The organism is Methylocapsa sp. S129 (assembly GCF_009765995.1).
Lineage (GTDB): Bacteria > Pseudomonadota > Alphaproteobacteria > Rhizobiales > Beijerinckiaceae > Roseiarcus.
The window spans coordinates 473,966-492,203 of the sequence record NZ_LMUI01000048.1 but is presented as its reverse complement, the minus strand read 5'-3'; the positions used below and the strand labels follow the sequence as shown (position 1 = coordinate 492,203).

The 18,238-nt window shown below is 62.8% G+C and carries 16 protein-coding genes and 1 tRNA gene; 9 read left to right on the top strand and 8 right to left on the bottom strand.

The window, feature by feature from the left end:
• Window positions 1–134 precede the first annotated feature (134 nt).
• The 3 genes from GSQ90_RS27520 (at window position 135) to GSQ90_RS27510 (ending at window position 3,300) form a co-directional block, all read left to right on the top strand.
• Window positions 135–1,301 carry a reverse transcriptase family protein gene (locus GSQ90_RS27520; RefSeq protein ID WP_158818133.1) on the top strand — a complete coding sequence of 389 codons (1,167 nt, stop codon included), beginning with the start codon at window positions 135–137 and terminating at the stop codon, window positions 1,299–1,301.
• Between the two features lie 179 nt (window positions 1,302–1,480).
• On the top strand, window positions 1,481–1,888 hold the full coding sequence (locus GSQ90_RS27515; RefSeq protein WP_158818132.1) for a hypothetical protein: 408 nt from the start codon (window positions 1,481–1,483) through the stop codon (window positions 1,886–1,888).
• Between the two features lie 656 nt (window positions 1,889–2,544).
• Complete coding sequence (locus GSQ90_RS27510) at window positions 2,545–3,300, top strand: DUF3891 family protein (protein ID WP_158818131.1); 756 nt, start codon at window positions 2,545–2,547, stop codon at window positions 3,298–3,300.
• A gap of 499 nt (window positions 3,301–3,799) precedes the next feature.
• Here the strand turns inward: GSQ90_RS27510 and GSQ90_RS27505 are convergent, their stop codons facing one another.
• Complete coding sequence (locus tag GSQ90_RS27505; protein WP_158818130.1) at window positions 3,800–5,188, bottom strand: class II 3-deoxy-7-phosphoheptulonate synthase; 1,389 nt, start codon at window positions 5,186–5,188, stop codon at window positions 3,800–3,802.
• A gap of 196 nt (window positions 5,189–5,384) precedes the next feature.
• Here GSQ90_RS27505 and GSQ90_RS27500 point away from each other — a divergent pair, with 196 nt between their 5' ends.
• Window positions 5,385–6,584, top strand: a complete 1,200-nt coding sequence (locus GSQ90_RS27500) for an MFS transporter (RefSeq protein ID WP_158818129.1) — start codon at window positions 5,385–5,387, stop codon at window positions 6,582–6,584.
• 245 nt (window positions 6,585–6,829) lie between these two features.
• Here the strand turns inward: GSQ90_RS27500 and fabI are convergent, their stop codons facing one another.
• On the bottom strand, window positions 6,830–7,675 hold the full coding sequence (gene fabI, locus GSQ90_RS27495) for an enoyl-ACP reductase FabI (RefSeq protein ID WP_246731805.1): 846 nt from the start codon (window positions 7,673–7,675) through the stop codon (window positions 6,830–6,832).
• A gap of 215 nt (window positions 7,676–7,890) precedes the next feature.
• Here fabI and GSQ90_RS27490 point away from each other — a divergent pair, with 215 nt between their 5' ends.
• The 3 genes from GSQ90_RS27490 (at window position 7,891) to GSQ90_RS27480 (ending at window position 10,324) form a co-directional block, all read left to right on the top strand.
• Window positions 7,891–8,457 carry an RNA polymerase sigma factor gene (locus GSQ90_RS27490; RefSeq protein ID WP_158818128.1) on the top strand — a complete coding sequence of 189 codons (567 nt, stop codon included), beginning with the start codon at window positions 7,891–7,893 and terminating at the stop codon, window positions 8,455–8,457.
• Window positions 8,454–9,362 (top strand): hypothetical protein, encoded by a 909-nt coding sequence (locus GSQ90_RS27485; protein WP_158818127.1) that lies wholly within the window; start codon window positions 8,454–8,456, stop codon window positions 9,360–9,362. The genes GSQ90_RS27490 and GSQ90_RS27485 overlap by 4 nt, the downstream gene beginning before the upstream one ends.
• Before the next feature lie 203 nt (window positions 9,363–9,565).
• Window positions 9,566–10,324, top strand: coding sequence for a hypothetical protein (locus GSQ90_RS27480; protein WP_158818126.1), 759 nt, complete (start codon window positions 9,566–9,568; stop codon window positions 10,322–10,324).
• A 39-nt stretch (window positions 10,325–10,363) separates the two neighbouring features.
• Here GSQ90_RS27480 and der read toward each other — a convergent pair whose 3' ends face one another.
• Window positions 10,364–11,767 (bottom strand): ribosome biogenesis GTPase Der, encoded by a 1,404-nt coding sequence (gene der, locus GSQ90_RS27475; RefSeq protein ID WP_158818125.1) that lies wholly within the window; start codon window positions 11,765–11,767, stop codon window positions 10,364–10,366.
• A 24-nt stretch (window positions 11,768–11,791) separates the two neighbouring features.
• Window positions 11,792–12,451 carry a tetratricopeptide repeat protein gene (locus GSQ90_RS27470; RefSeq protein WP_158818124.1) on the bottom strand — a complete coding sequence of 220 codons (660 nt, stop codon included), beginning with the start codon at window positions 12,449–12,451 and terminating at the stop codon, window positions 11,792–11,794.
• 358 nt (window positions 12,452–12,809) lie between these two features.
• On the opposite strand from GSQ90_RS27470, the gene GSQ90_RS27465 reads away from it, so the two are divergent.
• Window positions 12,810–12,883 (top strand) — tRNA-Gly (locus GSQ90_RS27465).
• A 340-nt stretch (window positions 12,884–13,223) separates the two neighbouring features.
• Window positions 13,224–13,565 carry a hypothetical protein gene (locus GSQ90_RS27460; protein WP_158818123.1) on the top strand — a complete coding sequence of 114 codons (342 nt, stop codon included), beginning with the start codon at window positions 13,224–13,226 and terminating at the stop codon, window positions 13,563–13,565.
• Between the two features lie 160 nt (window positions 13,566–13,725).
• Here the strand turns inward: GSQ90_RS27460 and GSQ90_RS27455 are convergent, their stop codons facing one another.
• Genes GSQ90_RS27455 through GSQ90_RS27440 form a run of 4 tightly spaced genes read right to left on the bottom strand, consistent with a single transcriptional unit; the run spans window position 13,726 to window position 18,183 of the window.
• Window positions 13,726–14,817: a malate/lactate/ureidoglycolate dehydrogenase gene (locus GSQ90_RS27455; RefSeq protein ID WP_158818122.1), complete on the bottom strand. Its 1,092-nt coding sequence runs from the start codon at window positions 14,815–14,817 to the stop codon at window positions 13,726–13,728.
• The gene (locus tag GSQ90_RS27450) at window positions 14,814–15,548 is read right to left on the bottom strand and encodes an ABC transporter ATP-binding protein (protein ID WP_158818121.1); all 735 of its coding nucleotides are present in this window, start codon (window positions 15,546–15,548) and stop codon (window positions 14,814–14,816) included. The genes GSQ90_RS27455 and GSQ90_RS27450 overlap by 4 nt, the downstream gene beginning before the upstream one ends.
• Window positions 15,548–17,311, bottom strand: coding sequence for an ATP-binding cassette domain-containing protein (locus GSQ90_RS27445; RefSeq protein ID WP_158818120.1), 1,764 nt, complete (start codon window positions 17,309–17,311; stop codon window positions 15,548–15,550). Before GSQ90_RS27445 ends, GSQ90_RS27450 begins: the two co-directional genes overlap by 1 nt.
• Entirely contained in the window at window positions 17,308–18,183 is an 876-nt protein-coding gene (locus GSQ90_RS27440; RefSeq protein ID WP_158818119.1) for a branched-chain amino acid ABC transporter permease, read from the bottom strand. The genes GSQ90_RS27445 and GSQ90_RS27440 overlap by 4 nt, the downstream gene beginning before the upstream one ends.
• Window positions 18,184–18,238 lie beyond the last annotated feature (55 nt).

Here is an 18,238-nt window from a genome sequence, read left to right as displayed (position 1 = left end):
AACGGGGCTCGGAGTCCGCAGTCCTGGAAGCAGCTTTCTTGAGTGCGAGATGGATGATCGACCAGCTTACGTTTTGCTGGTTTCTCACTACGTGGTCGATCAGCCACCCCGCAGAGCGGGGTTGAAGCAAGAAAATGGAATTCCCCCTTCACGCTTACCTTAACCATCTGCAAACTGAGGGCGCGTCTGGTGAGTTTATCGCGGCGGTTCGGCGAAATGCTAAACCGCTCGCAGACCGTGACTTGCCGGTCATTTTGACGCTAGGACACTTGGCTTATGCGACCGACGTGCGCTACGGTACATTGAATGGCATAGTCAGACGCCAGATTGATCCATATCGCGTGTTTGCTATTCGAAAACGTAATGGCGGCAAGCGATCTATTTGTGTTCCGGAACCTGGTTTGCTCTCCGTGCAGCGGTGGATTCACGAGCATATTTTGTGTTCGCATTATGCACTTAGCCGACTTTCGAACCAATCTACTGCTTACGCCCCGGGCTGCAGTCACCTCGCAAACGCTCGGCGACACATAAGCGCCGCTTGGTTGCTCAAACTCGATATCACTCGTTTCTTTGAATCTATATCTGAGCGGCAAGTATACCGTGTCTTCCGTGGCTTTGGTTATCGCGCACTGGTCGCGTTTTTTTTGACCAGACTCTGTACACGCGTACTGCCCTTCGCTGTCGATCGCCGATTGAAGCGCCAAATAAGGCGGTGGCGAACCGGCGAACCGCGCAGGTATCTAAATGCCGCGGTTGTCGGACATCTACCTCAAGGCGCACCAACGAGCCCCATGCTCGCGAATTTCGTATGCACAGTGCTCGATGCCGAGCTCCAAACGATCGCCGTGCGCGAAGGCCTTACATATACGCGCTACGCTGACGACATGACATTTTCGGGTGGGATCGGCGTTGCATGTAGCCCAGCAGAAATAATTCGTGAAATTTCCACGATTGTTGGAAAATTTGGGTTCGGAATCAATTCGCAAAAGACTAGTATTGCGAAGAACGGTAGCCGAAAAATTGTGACCGGCCTTTCGGTCGAAGGAGATATGCTTCGATTGCCGCGTTCTTACAAAGACGAACTTCGCCAAGAACTGTTTTTTCTAAAAAAATACGGTATCGCTGAGCACTGCTCGCGAACCAATCACAAAAATCATATGTCCTACTTGCTGCGATTGGCAGGCCGAATTCGATATGCCGTCTCCGCGGAGCCGATTATTGGAACACGTATGATGCTGCAATTCCAGCATTTGTTTCCAAATTTTACTGAGATTGAGCAGAGCCTCTTCGACAGACCCTAACCAGCTCCCGAAGACCGACTGCTAAACGTACCCGTGATACCCAACGCGACAAATCAAGGTGTCGTCCCCCACTTCCGCCTCTCCAAACCGTCCGCTCTCCGAAGCGTTTTGGGCGGTATCGCGAGAATGTGCTTCGCCAGTGTGCTAATTGCTTTTCGTCGGAATCTGGGTGACCGGGCATGAAGCCGAACCTGTTCGAAAGCGCCAACCTCTTGCTCAGTAGGGCTCGCGAACATCGCGACGAATTGCAGCGACGCGGTCAAGCCTTCTTCGACGAGAATCCCTATACCACGGCTATAGAGTTCAACGCGCAATTTGGCTGCTATATCAAAAAGGCGAGGCTCCCCGCTCCTCTTCCGCCCTCTCTGTTTCCTGTGGCCGCCGACGCCTTTAACAACCTTCGACACGCCTTGGACCAGGCCGTCTGCGCCACCGCTTTGGCTAAGAATTACGGTGACGGAATTACGGTGACGCGCCCGTGTTTGCCGAGTTACGCGGAATTGATCGGCGAAGTTGTCTTGCGGGCGAGGACAGACGCGTCGACCTCACGCAGGAGGAAACTGCCTACGACCCGCTGCATCGGGTAGCCGATGGCCATCGAGTCGTCATTGCGAGCGGAGCCCGGACGAATGCTTCGCATTCGCCTTGAGAAGCAATCCAGAGGTCGTGACAATTGCTGGCTTGATCACAGGCCGAGCGCTGCTCGTCGGAGCGCGGGCGTCTCGCTCTCTATGACCTTGGAACTCAGGGGTTGAGTTGTCCGCGCCGCAAGAGGCCACCGACATCGTCGCTGTCCAGGCGCCCGACCAATCAGCAGATGTCACGACCTCTGGATTGCTTCGCTCCGCTCGCAATGACGGTTCTGAGATCCCGCCATAAGTCATTGCGCTCTGGGCTTCGCCGGAGCGACGATCCGCACCCATACTATCTAGCTCAGGCACATATCAGACCCACCGCTGGGCTCAGCGCCACGCATCCATTGATGGCTTGGAGGCGATTATGCGCGAGAGGAATTCGAACTCAAGGATCGCCTTTCAGGCGACCGCCCATAGCAGTCAGCTTGCTGACTGCGTAAACTTGTCAGCAATGGCGGCGGCCCTTCGGGCCGTCCTTGACTTGGAATTTCTCTCGCGCGCCGCTCCGCCAAGCAATCCATGGATAATTCTGCAACGTTTGGCCGTCTCCACCGTCACGAATCCGCCCCCTCCTTCCCGCCTCCCCCAAACCGCCCTATCATCCGCCCATGCTTTTCCGCACCCAGCCCTCCGGCGTCCTCGCCATCAGCCAGCTCGCCCACGCCTGGCTTTCCGGGCAGATTTTGCGCGCCTGGGAGGCGCCGCTCAGCGAGCCGTTGCTGCTCGCCGCCGAGCAGCACGATATCGGCTGGATGGACTGGGAGACGGCGCCGACATTCGATGCGCGGACGGGGCGGCCGCATCTGTTTCGCGATGTCGGCGCTTCGCTGCATGCGCCGATGTGGAGTTTTGGCGTCCGGCGCGCGCATGAGGCGTGGGGCGCGCATGTCGCGCTGCTGGTCTCCAGGCATGGCGGGGTGATCTACCGGCGCTACACGGACCGGCATAAGGTCGCCCCGGCGGACGCGGCGGCCGCCGACCTTTATCTGGCGACGCAGGCGCCGGTCGAAGCGGCCTGGGCGCGCCGGCTCGGCCTTGACGAGGGCGCGCTGCGCGTTGAGAGCGCGCTGGTGGCGCTCGTGGACGCCTTGTCGCTGGCGCTATGCGGGGAATTGAAGACGCCTTTGGAATTCGAGGCGCCGGGCCGCGACGGCGGAAGCGTGAAAGTTCGCCTCACGGAAAAGCCCGGCCAGCCGTTCGATTTCATCCTGACGCCATGGCCTTTCCGGGTCGACGCGATCGCCATAGAGGGCGAGGCGCGTCCGCTGCCTCCCGAGGGGCGTTTCGCCGACGAGGCCGCGATGCGGACGTGGTTCGCGGCGCCGGAACGGGCGATGTTTCGGGCGCGGTTGATGCGCGCTTGAGCGCGGGGCTTGGCGCGATATAAATCTGGCGGTTTTCTGTTTTTCAGGCTATACTCGCGCCATAATTTTCTGAAATTGCCGCGCGTCGGATTTCGTCCATCGGCCTGTCGAAACGGAGCAAAAATAGGGTCGGAAGGACAATGCCGCCTAAGCCTTTGATATCATGAGAAATGCGGAAGCTGAGGGGAAGCCGTAGGGGCAAATATCAAGGACTTAGCTGGGGTTTTGTCGGGCCGTTTGGCTTCCTTTGCGCTTGAAAGCGCGATTTGGAAGGGCGGGGAAGCGCCGCAATGGCGGCCGTCGTTTGGGACGCCGCCGTCATTGCGAGCGGAGCGAAGCAATCCAGGTGTCGTGACCTAGGCTCGCTTGTCCGCGGCACACGATCAGGAAGAATCGCGATTTCGCCACCCGAGCTCGAATCGGCTGAGGTCACGGCGCCTGGGTTGCTTCGCTCCGCTCGCAATGACGGCGCCCCGCTCGAGGGGCGCCGGGACGCTGCCTATTCCGCCGCGTCGACGTGCCTGGCCGGCGCCGACAGGCGCTCGGCTTTGAGGAGTTCGGCCACCAGGAAGGCCACTTCGATCGCCTGTTCGGCATTGAGGCGGGGGTCGCAATAGGTGTGGTAGCGGTCGTGCAGGTCGGCCTCGGAAATGGCCCGGGCGCCGCCCGTGCATTCCGTGACGTTCTTGCCGGTCATTTCCAGATGCACGCCGCCCGCATGCGTGCCCTCCCCCTTATGGACGGCGAAGAAGCTCTTGATCTCGCCGACCACCCGCTCGAAGGGGCGCGTCTTGTAGCCATTGGCCGCCTTGATCGTATTGCCGTGCATGGGATCGCAGGACCACAGAACCTTGCGGCCTTCGCGCTCCACCGCGCGGATCAGCGGCGGCAGGCTCGCCTCGATCTTGTCGGCGCCGAAGCGGCAGATCAGGGTCAGGCGGCCCGGCTCCTGCGTCGGGTCGAGCAGGTCGATCAGGCGGATCAGCTCGTCGGCCTTCAGCGAGGGGCCGCATTTGAGGCCGAGCGGATTGCGCACGCCGCGGGCATATTCGATATGGGCGCCGTCCGGCTGGCGGGTGCGGTCGCCGATCCAGATCATATGGCCCGACGTCGCGTAATAATCGCCGGTGGTGGAATCGACGCGCGTCATCGCCTGCTCGAAGCCGAGCAGCAAAGCCTCATGCGAGGTGTAGAAATCGGTGGCGCGCAGTTCGGGATGCGCCTCCGGGTCGAGGCCGATCGCGCGCATGAAGCCGAGCGTCTCGGTGATGCGGTCGGCGACCTCCTGGTAGCGGCCCGACTGCGGGCTGTCCTTGACGAAGCCGAGCATCCAGCGATGGGCGTTCTCAAGATTGGCGTAGCCGCCCGTCGCGAAGGCGCGGAGCAGGTTCAGCGTCGCCGCCGATTGCCGGTAGGCCTCGATCTGGCGGCGCGGATCGGGGATGCGCGCCTCCGGCGTGAAGGCGATGTCGTTGACGATGTCGCCGCGATAGCTTGGCAAGGCGATTCCGTCGATCGTCTCGAAGTCCGACGAACGCGGCTTGGCGAATTGCCCGGCGACGCGACCGACCTTGATGACGGGCGAGGCCGCCGCGAACGTCATCACGACCGCCATCTGCAGGAAGACGCGGAAGAAATCGCGGATATTGTCGGCCGAATGCTCGCCGAAGGATTCGGCGCAATCGCCGCCCTGCAGCAGGAAGGCCTCGCCAGCCATCGCCTTGCCCAACGCCCGTTTGAGCTTGCGCGCCTCGCCTGCAAAAACGAGAGGCGGATAGCCCGCGAGCGTGCGCTCGACCTCGGCGAGGGCGCCGGCGTCGGGAAAGGCGGGCGATTGCTCGACCGGCTTCAACCTCCAGCTATCGGGACTCCAGCGGCTCTCGGCCATATCAAACGCCTCTATACATTCCGGTTTGGGGCGCCCGCCAAGGCGGGGGCGCCGATGAAGGAGGGGCTTATACACAAGGGCCGCGGCGATGGCGATATGCGCGTTGCGCTGAGCATCCATGCCGAGCAGGGAAAATCATCGCGCGCGGGGCCGCCTCGTGTATGAATCGGGCCCTGCCCTACGCCGCTGAGTCGTTGTGAAGCCCTTTTCCGCCATTCTCGCCCTGCTTTTGTCGGTTTTCTTCCTGGTCGCCGGCAATGCGCTCGCCGGCCTGATTGTGCCGCTGCGCGCCAAGATCGAGGGCTTTTCCGAACTTTCGATCGGGCTGCTCGGCTCGGCCTATTTCGTCGGCATGCTGGCGGGCGCCCTCGTCGCACCCGCCATCGTGCGGCGGGCCGGGCATATCCGGGCTTTCTCGGCTTTTGTCGCGATCACGGTCGTCGTCGTGATCCTGTTTCCGATCTGGACCGCGCCGGCCGCCTGGCTTGTCATGCGCGGCGCGCTCGGCTTCGCCTTCGCCGGCCTTTATGGCGTCACCGAATCCTGGATCAATTCCAAAGCCAATAACGCCAATCGCGGCGCTCTTTACGGCATCTACCAGATCGTCACTTTCGGCGGCTCGGCCTGCGGTCAGTTGTTGCTGACCCTGCGGTCGCCGACCTCTTACGAATTATTCTCGATCGCCGGCGTGTTGCTGGCCCTGGCGATCGTGCCGCTGGCGATGACCACCGTCGAGCCGCCGCTGGAGCCCAAAAGCGTGCGCATTCGGCTGGGCTGGCTCATCAGGACGTCGCCGGTCGCAGCGCTGGCGGCGATCGCGGTGGGCGCCGCCAATGGCGCGGTCTGGGCGCTGGGGCCGGTCTATGCGCTCGGCCTCGGCCTCAGCCCGGAAACCGTGCCCTGGTTCACCACCGCGGTGGTGCTGGGCTCGGCGGTCGGCGTCTATCCCGCCGGCCGGCTGTCCGACCGTTTCGATCGCCGCACCATCCTGGTGCTCGCCGCGGGGCTCGGTGCGTTGTTCGAAGCCGCGTTGTGGCGCCACCAGGGCGGCGGCGCTTCGCTCGTGGCGCTCGGCTTCGCCGTCGGCGTCACCAGCTTCTCGCTCTATACGATCGCGATCAGCCACGCCAACGATCGCGCCAGCGCCGAGCAATTGCTGCTCGTCTCCTCCGGCATGCTGTTTCTTTATTGCATCGGGGCCATTCTCGCGCCGACGATCGCCGCCTTCATGATGCGGCTGTTCGGCCCCTCGGCGCTATTCGCGCAGAACGGGCTTATCCATCTAGCGCTCGCGGCGTTCGCGCTCTGGCGCATCCTGATCCGGCAGGCCCCGCCCGCCCCCGCGCTGCGCCTGCCCAAGAGCCGGCCGCAAAGGCCGGAACCTGGAATTCCGTGAGAAGCGGGAGCCTGATGACTTTTGATCGAAACGGTCGAGGGTGATCCATCGTTTCGCATGGCGGAGCGTGTTTCACCCTTGAGACTCTGTCAATGACGCGCCAAAGGCGCGCCGCCTTCGGCGGTGGCCCGAAGGGCCATCATTGACAGAGTCTCAAGGGTGAAAAAAATGCCTCCATGCGAACAATGGCTCCATAACGAAGCTGTCGCCGCTGGCCGTTCGATTCAATCAATTCTCATCTCGCCTTAGTCCTTGGCGACGACGCTGATATCGGGCGCGTTGGGATTCTTCATCCCGACCACATGATAGCCGGCGTCGACATGAAGGATCTCGCCCGTCACGCCGCGCGACATCGGCGACAGCAGATAGACGGCGCTCTCGCCGACCTCTTCGGTCGTCACCGTGCGGCGCAGCGGCGCGTTATATTCGTTCCAGCGCAGGATGTAGCGGAAGTCGCCGATGCCGGAAGCCGCCAGCGTCTTGATCGGCCCCGCCGAAATCGCATTGACGCGAATGCCCTTCTCGCCAAGGTCGGCCGCGAGATAGCGCACGCTGGCCTCCAGCGCGGCCTTGGCGACGCCCATCACATTGTAATGGGGCATCCATTTCTCGGCGCCGTAATAGGTCAGGGTCAGCATCGACCCGCCATTCTTCATCAGCTTCTCGGCGCGCTGCGCGATCGCCGTGAAGGAATAACAGGAGATGAGCAGGGACTTGCAGAAATTATCCTCCGTCGTGTCGACATAGCGCCCGGTCAATTGGTCCTTGTCGGAGAAGGCGATGCAATGGACGACGAAGTCGAGCCCGCCCCACAGCTTTTCGGTCTCGGCGAAGACGGCGTCGATCGAAGCGTTGTCGGTCACATCGCAATGACCGACCACATGCGCGCCCAGTTCCTGGGCGAGCGGGCGGACGCGCTTCTCCAGCGCCTCGCCCTGAAAGGTCATCGCAATTTCCGCGCCCGCCGCGCGCGCCGCCTTGGCGATGCCATAGGCGATCGAACGGCTATTGGCGACGCCCAACACAAGCCCGCGCGCCCCGCGCAGCACGCCGCCGTCAAAAGAACCACCGCTCATTCCGTCCTGCGCCATCGAATGCCTCGTCGATCCCAATAGATCCAAGCCGACACCCGCCTGTAAATTGGGCGCCGAAAACGCCACCATTAACGACGGACGACGCCGATGGGAAGGCTCGCGACCCGCGTCATCCCTCACAAAATATGTGGGAACTCTCACATTGGGCCCTTGCACGGAAGAACCCTCAGACTAGAATGATTAACATTAACGCAACGCCTGGACGCTTGGTTTTGACCCCGAAATATGAGGCGGCTGACAATACGGGAGGCTTGCTGCGGCGTTTCGGCCTGGCCGTGGCGCGCGATAACCGGTTTGTTTGCGACGAACGATCGGCGCGCGTTCTCGTGGAGAATCTCAGCAGGCGGGCGTTGCTCGCCGCCCGCAACGGCGAAGGCCCGCGGCAAGGCGATCCGCGCCTGCGGCTGTTCAGCCTGTTCATCTGCTTTTACCGTCGCCACGTGCGGCTGGCGGCCGCCGAGGACGGAGCGAGCGACATTGCTTCGCATAATTACCCAAGCGGCGCGGATTCCAGCGACAGCGCCTCACCCTTGGAGCGCGCGGTCAGAAATTTGCCCTTGGAATTGCGCGAATCGCTGCTGCTGGTCGTTCTTGGACGATTTTCGCATATCGAGGCGGCGCAGGCGCTGGATATATCGCTCGCCGCTCTCATCGACAGACTGGCGCGCGGGCGCGCCATGCTCGCCGCCGAGCTCAGCCAGGCGCGCGCGCCTTCGCCCCATCATCTCCATCGCCCCGTTTTGCAGCGCAGCGCCCCTTATCTGAGGCTCATCAAGTGATCAGCGCGCCTCGCCGCGCTTCAATCGGCAATATGCTCGCCTATGTCGACAATTGCCTGCCGCAGCAGGATCGCGCCGCGCTTGAAGACAGGATGATCGAATATCCCGAACTCAAGAGCCAGGTCGACCTATGGCTTTTGCAGAACGAGGCGATTCGGGCCGCCTTCCCCGACCCTTCCCTCAAGGCCGCCTCGACCGGCGGCGGCGATTTTGCGCGCGGAAGCTTCGCGCCGGATCACATGCGGTGGAGCCTGAGAACGATCCGGGAAGGCAAGGAACTGGACCGCCGGCCGCATGCCGCGCCCGGCCCGACAGGCGAAAGCCTCCCAGTCCCCCTCGCCGCGCCCTTGGCCCCCGCGCGACAAGCAAAGCCAAAACGGAATGCGCGGGCGATCGCGCAATGGGCCCTGCGCCCGCTTGCCGGAGCCCTGGCGCTCTGGGCCGGCAGCGCCGCCGTCTTCTCCAGCGACCAGTCCGGGGCGTTCGCCGGAGCGGCGACGGCGGCCTACCGCGCTTTTGCCGACAATGCGACGCATCCGGTCGAAATCGCGACGAGCGACCGCGACGCCCTGAATAAATGGTTCGCGCCGCAGATCGTGCGCGCCGCGCCGGTTCCCGATCTCGCAGCGTCCGGGCTGACCCTTCTGGGCGGCCGCATCGCGCCCGGCGCGTTTTTGCCCGCTGGATTCGCGCTTTACGAGAATCGGCGACATGAACGTTTTGCCCTGGAGGTCGAAGCGCTCGACTCGCCGCCCCAGACAGATGTCGAAATTCGCGAGAGCGGCGCCGTCCTTTGCGCGTCCTGGACCGAGGCGGGCCACAGCTTTGCGCTTATCGGCCGCGCCTCTCGCACGCAAATGATGGCGCTGGCCCGCCTCATTCGCGAGGGCCAGCCAAAAGGCTAGCCAGCCGCGCATGGTCTCGACTTTGTTTGGATAGAACGCCAGAAGCGCCTTGATATCCGCCGCCGCGGATGGCGGCGAGCGTGGCAAAGTCCTTCTTGACAGGGCGGCCCAGCCGCGCTCCGTTCGGGCGGGGCGATCGAAGAAGCGAGGCGCCACGCTCAGATCGGCGCGGGTCGAGCGCCCGGCAATCGAAGGAGGGGCGCATGGCCACGAGTGGAGATCTTCCGATCATCGAAACCGCCATCCAGGGATGGCGCGACGCGGCGTCGGCGCGCGAAAGGATGCCTAACCTTTTCTGGATCACGCTCGCCATTTTGATCGCGCTGGGCATCTTGCATGCGTTGATCGGCGGCTATTTTTCTTTGGTCGTCAGCATCATCCTTTCGCTCGCCCAGGCCTTGGCGCTCACCCCGCTCGCCATCGCCGTCCATCGCTATGTCCTGCTTGGCGAAGCCCGCGACGCCTATGATTTCGCGCCCGGCGATCCGCGTTTCCAGAAGTTTTTCCTATTCACGGTCGCATTGGAGATTCTCGGCGCCATCCCGCAGGTGATCGCGCTTCTCTTCCTTGCCATCGCTCCGTTCCTATATTCGCTCGTCGCCCTGGTTCTGTCGATCGTGACAACGATCATCGCGGTCAGGACGGTCATGCTGTTTCCCTCGATTGCAGTCGACGCATCGGGCGCCGATTGGCGCAACGCGATGGCCGACGCAAAGGGGCACTCCTGGCGCATTTTTTTCGTGCTTGTCTGCGTCGTCCTGCCAGCGTCGGTGCTGGCGGTGATCGTCGTTGCGCTTTTCAGTTGGAGCTTTCTGCTGTCTTCGGTCGTGTTGGCGCTTATCGTTCCGGCCATCACGGTTTTCGCGGTCGCCGCAGCGGCCGCGGCCGTTTCGCGCCTGTTTGCCGCCTATGCCAATCAACTAGGCCGGCCGGCGAGTCTTTCGACGCGCAGCGCTGTCTGAAGTTGAGGAGGACGGGCGGCCCCCGCTTGGCGAGCGCCGCTAAGATTTGCGCTTTGCGCGCCCCGCGAACGGATTTTTGGTGCTCCGCATCGATAGACGAATCGGGACGCCATATAACTCAAAGGTCTCGCGCAGGCCATTGACGATGAAGCGCTTGTAGCTTTCCGGCACGTCGTCGAGCTGGTTGCCGAACATCACGAAAAACGGCGGCCTGGCCTTCGGCTGCGTCATATACCGGATCTTGACCCGGCGGCCGGAAACGGCGGGCGGCGGCGTCGAATCGATCACCGGGGTCAGCCAGCGGTTGAGCCGGCCCGTCGAAATGCGCTTGTTCCACACCTCATGCGTCGCGATCACCGCTTCCAACAATTTATCGACATGAGCGCCCGTCAGCCCGGACAGGGGGATCACGCGCGTACCGCGAAGCTGCGGCAGCAGACGGTCGGCTTCGGCCCGCAGCTCCTGCGCCTTGAGGCTTTTGTTGTCGATCAGGTCCCATTTGTTGAGGCCGATGACCAGCGCCCTGCCCTCCCGCTCGACAAGGTCGGCGAGAGTCAAATCCTGCTTCTCGAACGGGATCGTGGCGTCAAGCAGCAGCACCACGACTTCAGCGAAGCGCACGGCGCGCAAGGCGTCGGCGACTGCGAGCTTTTCGAGCTTTTCCACAATGCGGGCGCGGCGGCGCAGACCCGCCGTATCGAATAATTTAAGACGGCGCTCGCGCCAGACCGTTTCGATGCTGATGCTGTCGCGCGTCAGTCCGGGCTCTGGACCGGTCAGCAGCCGATCCTCGCCAAGGATGCGATTGAGCAGGGTCGATTTGCCGGCGTTCGGACGCCCCAGCACCGCGATGCGCACCGGCCTGGCGAGGTCGACTTCGCTGCCGTCCTCCTCCTCGCCCAGCACGAGCGGCGCCTGCTCTTCCTCGTCCTCGTCGACGAGGGCGAAGATCGGCAAGGCCGCGACCAGCGCTTCATAGAGATCGCTCAGGCCCTCGCCATGCTCGGCCGAAAACAGAATCGGATCGCCCAGCCCCAGGCCAAACGCCTCGTAGGCGCCGTCCCGGCCGGCATGTCCCTCGGCCTTGTTGGCGAGCAGGATGATCGGCTTGTCCGCCCGGCGCACGAGCTGCGCAAAATGCCGGTCGGTGGGCGTCAGGCCCGTTCGCGCGTCGATCATGAACAGGATCGCGTCGCAATCGATCAGCGCGGTTTCGGTCTGCGCGCGCATCCTTCCCGCCAGCGAATCGACATCGCCTTCTTCGAGCCCGGCGGTATCGACAATGGTGAAGGCGAGATCGCCCAGCCGTGCGTCGCCCTCGCGCCGATCGCGCGTCACGCCGGGCGTGTCGTCGACCAGCGCGAGCTTGCGGCCAACCAGCCGGTTGAACAAAGTCGATTTGCCAACATTAGGCCGGCCGATGATCGCGACCTTAGCGCTCACTTACGGACCATCGCTTTCGGTTTTTCATTTGGGGGCCGGCTTAGCCGAGCTAACCAGGCCCAGAAGCAATTCGGCGTTCTGGCGCACGTTCCGGGGCGCGTCTGGGTCGGCGACGACCATGTCGAGCCATTTTCCCGCCCCCTCGTAGTCCTGCGCCTGGAGCGCGACCATGGCGAGCATCTCGCGCGCTGTATGCCGGTAGGCGCCTGTCGGCGCGGCTAGCGGTTCAAGCGCGGCCTTCGCCTGGTCGGTCTGGCCCGCGTCGAGCCGTAGCAAGGCGGCGCGAAGGCGTGCGGTCTCCTGGAACAGCGACCCTATCGCGGCATCCTGCGCGAGCGCATCATAAGCCGTGATCGCCCCAGCCGGATCTGTCTTGGCCTGAAGCGCGGCCTCGGAAAGGCGCGCGATAAGGCGATAGCCCTGGGGGCCTTCCGCGGCGATTTTCGCCAAGGCGCTGGCGGCCTCCGTCGTCTTCCCCGTGCGGTCGAGTTCCAGAGCCTGCTCGAATTGAGCGCCGGCAGCCTGCGCTGCCTGCAGTCGGCGATAGTCGTAAAAACGCCAGCCGGCTGTCGCCAGCACGATGAGCGCCGCGACAGCAATGATGTAGTTCTGGTTCTTTTTCCAGAATTCCGCCGCCTTGTCGCGACGGACGTCTTCATCGACTTCGCGGAAAATATCGCTCATTGCTCACTCATTGGACCCTCAAACCGGGCCGCGCTGGTCCGTAAACGACTGGCGTTAGCATGGCGAGCCGTTGAAAGCGAGCGCATTGGCCAATCGCCCCGGGAGCCCCGGCCCCGGATTAACGTCCTTTCGAAATCGGCGCCGGGCCGCCCAAATGCGATGGCGTTGGTTCGGAATCGCGGCAGGCCCAGAGCGTCTCGATAATGTTAGAGGAGACAATTGACTGCTCGCGGGAAAAGCAAGCGTGACTTTTTTTGAGATTGGGCTACGGATGCACACGCCAACCAATCGACAAATCGGCAATTGGAGAATAGAAAGAGCGCGTCGAGCGCCTAAATTCACCTAACCCATTGGAATCGCGGGTGTAGCTCAATGGTAGAGCAGCAGCCTTCCAAGCTGAATACGAGGGTTCGATTCCCTTCACCCGCTCCAACGCTTAAGCTCAAACTGACGCTCGATTGGGAGCGGATTTGACCGCCAAGCTTACGTCGTCCTGACCACAAGTCCGTCAGCAGATCGAGCAGAAGCGTAGCCTGGCTGCACGGACAGCGCTGTGTGAGGGTCTGTTCGCGGACCCGCATCCCTCGAATATCGACAGTCCGCCAACGATCGGCGCCGCCGAAAACGTTCGCGCTCGCAAGGAGGCGACGAAGTTCGACGACCTAGGTCCGGTGAGGCAACACCTTTGCGTGATTCACGCCTTTGTTCCTTGCGTGCAAAAATTCGAAGCACTACGCACCCGCCAACGTTATCACTTTCACGGAGCACTTCCATGACGATTGGTCGGCGGTTCCTCCTGATCGCTATTCCGCTTGCTCTTCTCGCCTCCAGCGCGACTCACGCACAAGACCACGGGTCGTGGGAAGGAACTTGGGTAGGATTGCTCGATAAGACGGCTCCAATCGCAATTACGATCGCGGACGACAAGGTGGTCAGCTACACGATTAAGGGTGCGCCTCACGACATTCAATACAACAAGATCACCGCGACCACGGCTTCATTTGGCGATCGAGATCACTACTTCATGAAACTGACTAGGACGAGCGATACGACGGCGTCGGCCAGAGTTCATGGCCGTTTGGGATACCTTTACGCCTCGCTCACAAAACAATAGCCCTAACGCCGGCCGCGCACTTGGTATCGGTCGCATGGCGACGGATTGCCGCGCACAGTACGCCGATAAACGCGTCCATGCGAACGGGTGGGACGACGCGTGGAATTGTCCAATCCCTGTCGGGTCCTTTCTGCGCAGGCTCCCCCGCTGCCGTCGTGTCTCAGATTTTCGCAAGCGTCCGGTTCACACGCGCTTCCTCCAAACCTACGCTGCGCGCCGCGGCGGCGATCGACTCCCATGTTTCGGCCGACAACGGAACGCCCTCCGCCAGCCGTTTGGCGCGCGCGGCGCGTTCGGGCTCGCCGGGCGTCAGAATCGTCTGGCCGGGGATGGCCTTGGTTTGCTTGAACCAATCGAGATAGCGCGCAGCGTCGCCCCCAAAAAGATGGGACGGATCCATCCGCGCGGGATCGATATAGAGCGAGAACATGCCGTTGGCGAAACGCCGGCCAGGCCGGGTCGCGCCATTTCCTGTGAGCGATCCGCCCAGCAATTCGCAGATCAGCGCGAGACCCGAACCCTTGTGCTCGCCGAAGGCGCGGATCGCACCGCTGCCCAGCCTCGCGTCCCGCGGCCCCGCTGGCGTAAGCGGGCCGTAAAGCATCGCAGGGTCGCTCGAGAGAGCGCCGTCGGGCGCAACGAGCGCACCCTCCGGGAGCGATTTGCCGCCACGGCTCGCCACCGCAACCTTGCCTTCCGCGACGAGCGAGGTCGCGAAGTCGAGCACGACGGGCTCGGCGCCCTCCTGCGGGATCGCGACGCAAAAGGGCGCCGTCGAAAGGCGCCGTTCGATGCCGCCGAACGGCGCGACGAGGATCGAACCGGCGGCATTCACAAAATGGATCGAGACCAGCCCCTCTGTGGCCGCCATCTCGGCCCATTCGCCAACGCGACCAATGTGGCCGGCGTTGCGTAAAGCCACGGCAGACAGGCCTGCGGCCTTTGCTTTCTCGATCCCGATTGCAACGGCGAGCGGCGCCACGGTCTGGCCAAAGCCATAGCGCCCATCAAGGACGGCGATCACCGGCGCGTCGACAAGCCGCTCTATCGTTTGGTTCGGCACAATATCGCCCGAGCGCACCCAGTCGACATAGCGCGGCACGCGGATCACGCCGTGACTGTCGTGCCCCATCAGATTGGCGCCCACGAGCGAAACGGCGACGCGACGCGCCTCTTCCGAACTGCTGCCCAAACCCTCGAACACCTCGGCGCACAGCGCCGTCAGGCTATCGACCGGAATCACGATGTTCATGTGGAGGCCTTCGCTTGGCTTCCCCCGAGATAGGCGTCGCGGATCCGCGTGTCGCTCCACAGAGTGTCTGGAGCGCCTCCAAGCGCGAGCCGTCCCGTCTCAAGCACATAGCCCCAGTCCGCGACCTTCAGGGCCATACGGGCATTCTGTTCAACGAGCAGCACCGTTGTTCCTCGTTTGCGAATCTCCTCGACGATACGAAACACCGCCTGCACGATCACCGGCGCGAGACCGAGGGAAGGTTCGTCGAGGAGCAGCAGGCGAGGTCTGGCCATCAGGCCGCGCGCGACCGCGACCATCTGCTGCTGACCTCCCGACAATGTCCAGCCAAGCGCATCGGCGAAGGGACGGATGTCGGGAAAGAGCGCGAACATGCCGTCCGCCTCCCGGCGGATTGCGGCGCTCGACGCCTTGCCGTTCGAGGCGCCAAGCATGATGTTCTCGCGCACCGTCAAGCCGGGAAAGACGCGGCGCCCTTCGGGCACCTGCGCGATGCCGAGCCGCACGATCGCCGCGGGGCCGAGACCGACAATGGATTTGCCGTCGAAGACGATGGATCCCGATTGGGGCGCGATCAGGCCAGAGATCGCGCGCAAGGTCGTCGACTTGCCGGCGCCATTCGAGCCGAGCAGCGTGACGACGCGGCCTTCGTCGACCGAGAAGGAAACGCCACGCAACGCCTCGATCTCGCCATAGCGGACGCAGAGATCGGCGACTTCGATCAGCGCCATCACTCGGCTCCCAGATAGGCGGCGATCACATCGGGCTGCCGCAGAACGTCAAGCGTATCGCCGTCGGCGATGCGCCGACCGAAATTGAGCACCGTCAGATGCTGGGCGACGCCCGCCACCAATGTCATATCATGGTCGATGATGAGGATGGTGAGACCTTGGGCCGCGATCCTTTCGAGGAGATCATGGAGGGACTTTTTTTCGCTCGAATTGAGGCCCGCCGCCGGTTCATCCAGCAGAAGCACGGTCGGATTGGAGGCAAGCGCGCGAGCAATCTCGATCAGCCGCTGATGACCGTAGCTGAAACGCGTCACAAGATCGTCGGAGCGGGCGCCGAGACCAACGAAATCCAGCGCGGCGCGCGCGCGCTCCTGCAGCGTCGGATGGCCGCGCCCGACTTGCGTGTTGCCGCCGCGCTCAGCGCCGATCACGACATTCTCGAGCGCTGTCATGGAACGAAACAGGCGAATGTTCTGAAATGTGCGTCCCAGTCCAGCGATCGTGCGCTTATGCGCCGACAGCGCCGTCACATCGACGCCGTCGACGAAGATGCGTCCGGCCGTCGGTCGATAGAGTCCAGAGACGACGTTGAGCGTCGTCGTCTTGCCGCTGCCATTGGGCCCAATCAACGCATGGACGGCGCCGCGGCGCACCGTGAAGTCGACGCCGTCGACCGCCTTCAGGCCGCCGAAATATTTTGCCAGCCCCCGCACCTCCAGCGCGGCCGGCGCGCCGGAATCGGCGGGCTTTAAGACCAACGGCGCAATGGGCGATGATGGGGCGATCGCAGGGCGTCGAAATAAGCGCGCGATGAACCCCCAGATACCGTCGGCCATGAAAACGACGATCAGGATGACGGCAAGCCCGTAGATCGCCAGATAGAGCCCTGGCACACTTTTCAGGAACCGCAGCCATTCGGGAATGAGAATGAGCAGCCCCGTGCCGATCGTCGAGCCGACTGGCGAGGCGACGCCCCCCAGAAGCGCCATCGTCAGGAAGACAATGGAATCGGAGAATGCGAATTGATCGGGGCTGACATAGGCGAAGCCGCCCGCGAAGAGGCCGCCGCCGAGGCCGCCGAGCAGCGCGCAGATCGCGAAGGCGGCGACCTTCGTGCGATAGACATCGACGCCGGCGGCGCTCGCTGCGATTTCGTTGTCGCGCACTGCGCGCATCGCGCGGCCAAGCCGTGTGCCCGCCAGCCGCCACACCAGATATCCCGTAATCGCGAGAGCCGCGACAGCAAGTGCGAGATAGGCCTGGCTGGATGCGAACAGATCGGGCCGCTTGATCCCGCTCACCCCATCTGGCCCATTCGTGATCTGGATCGCGTTGATGAGAACGACGGTGAGTATCTGTTGGAAGGAGATGGTCACCATCGCGAGATAATGGCCGCCCAGACGCAGCGTCGAGAGGCCGAGCAGGCCGCCTGCCGCGAATGCAACGCCCATGCCTCCCGCAAGGCAAATAAAGAACGGGATATCGTAGTCCACCGTGCCCAGACCGACCGCGTAGGCCCCGAGCGCGAAGAAAGCCGCCTGCGCGAGATTGATCTGTCCACACAGGCCAAGCACGACCGACAGGCCACAGACGGCGATCGCGTAGGTCACGGCCTGCATGAGAATATTGGCGACATAGCCGTCAGTCCTGACCGTCGCCGCGCAAATGACGGCCACAACGGCCGCCATCGCGTAGAGACCCTGACCGACGGTTGAGCGGGAGAGGCCCGACAGGGTCGGCGGCGCGGCAGGCTCTACGCTCATGCCTTCTCCGCGACGCGCTCGCCGAACAGACCCTGAGGCCTAAAGGCGAGGAAGAGAATGAGAACAAGAAAGGCGAACGCATCCTTGAAAGGCACCGATATGTAGGCGGCGCCAAAGGTCTCGATCACGCCAAGCGCCAGCCCGCCAACAATCGCGCCCGCGACATCGCCGAAGCCGCCGATGATCGTCGCAGCAAAAGCTTTGAGCGCGATCGTCGAACCCATCTGGATGGAGACGAACAGGACCGGCGCGACAAGAATGCCCGCGATGCCGCCAAGCACCGCGCTATAGACGAAGGTGATCATAATCATCGTCGCAACGGGAATCCCAAGCAGCGCCGCCATCTCCTTGTCCTGGCTCGTCGCCTGCAGCTTCTTGCCGAGCAGCGTGTGCTCGAAGAACCAATACTGGAACGCGACGAGCACGATCGTTACGGCGATGATGAGCAGATATTGACTGTCGAGATAGACGGGACCGAGCTGAATGCCCGGCGTATCGAACCAGCCGGGCAATACCTGCGGCTGCGGCCCGTAGAGCGCGAGCACCGTATTGGAAAGGAAGATCGATGCGCCGATCGTCGAGATGATGACCGGCAAGAAGGTCCGGTTTCGCAAGGGGTAGTAAACGCCGAGATTGAAGACCGCGCCGAGCAAGGCCATTCCTCCGATGGCGAGGAGGAAGGAAAGCCAATACGGCCATCCGAGATCAACCGCGAAGACGACCATGAGGTAAGCCGCAACCATCGAGAATTCGCCCTGGGCGAAATTGACGACGCTTGTCGCACGGAAGATTAGAACGAAACCGAGGGCGACGAGCGCGTAAACCGCGCCAATGCCCAGACCCGTGAAAAGCAATTGAAGGATGGTGCCCATTTCGCGTCACCGGTCGGCGAGAGGCGTCGGATGCGGGGCAGGAGCGCAAGGCGCA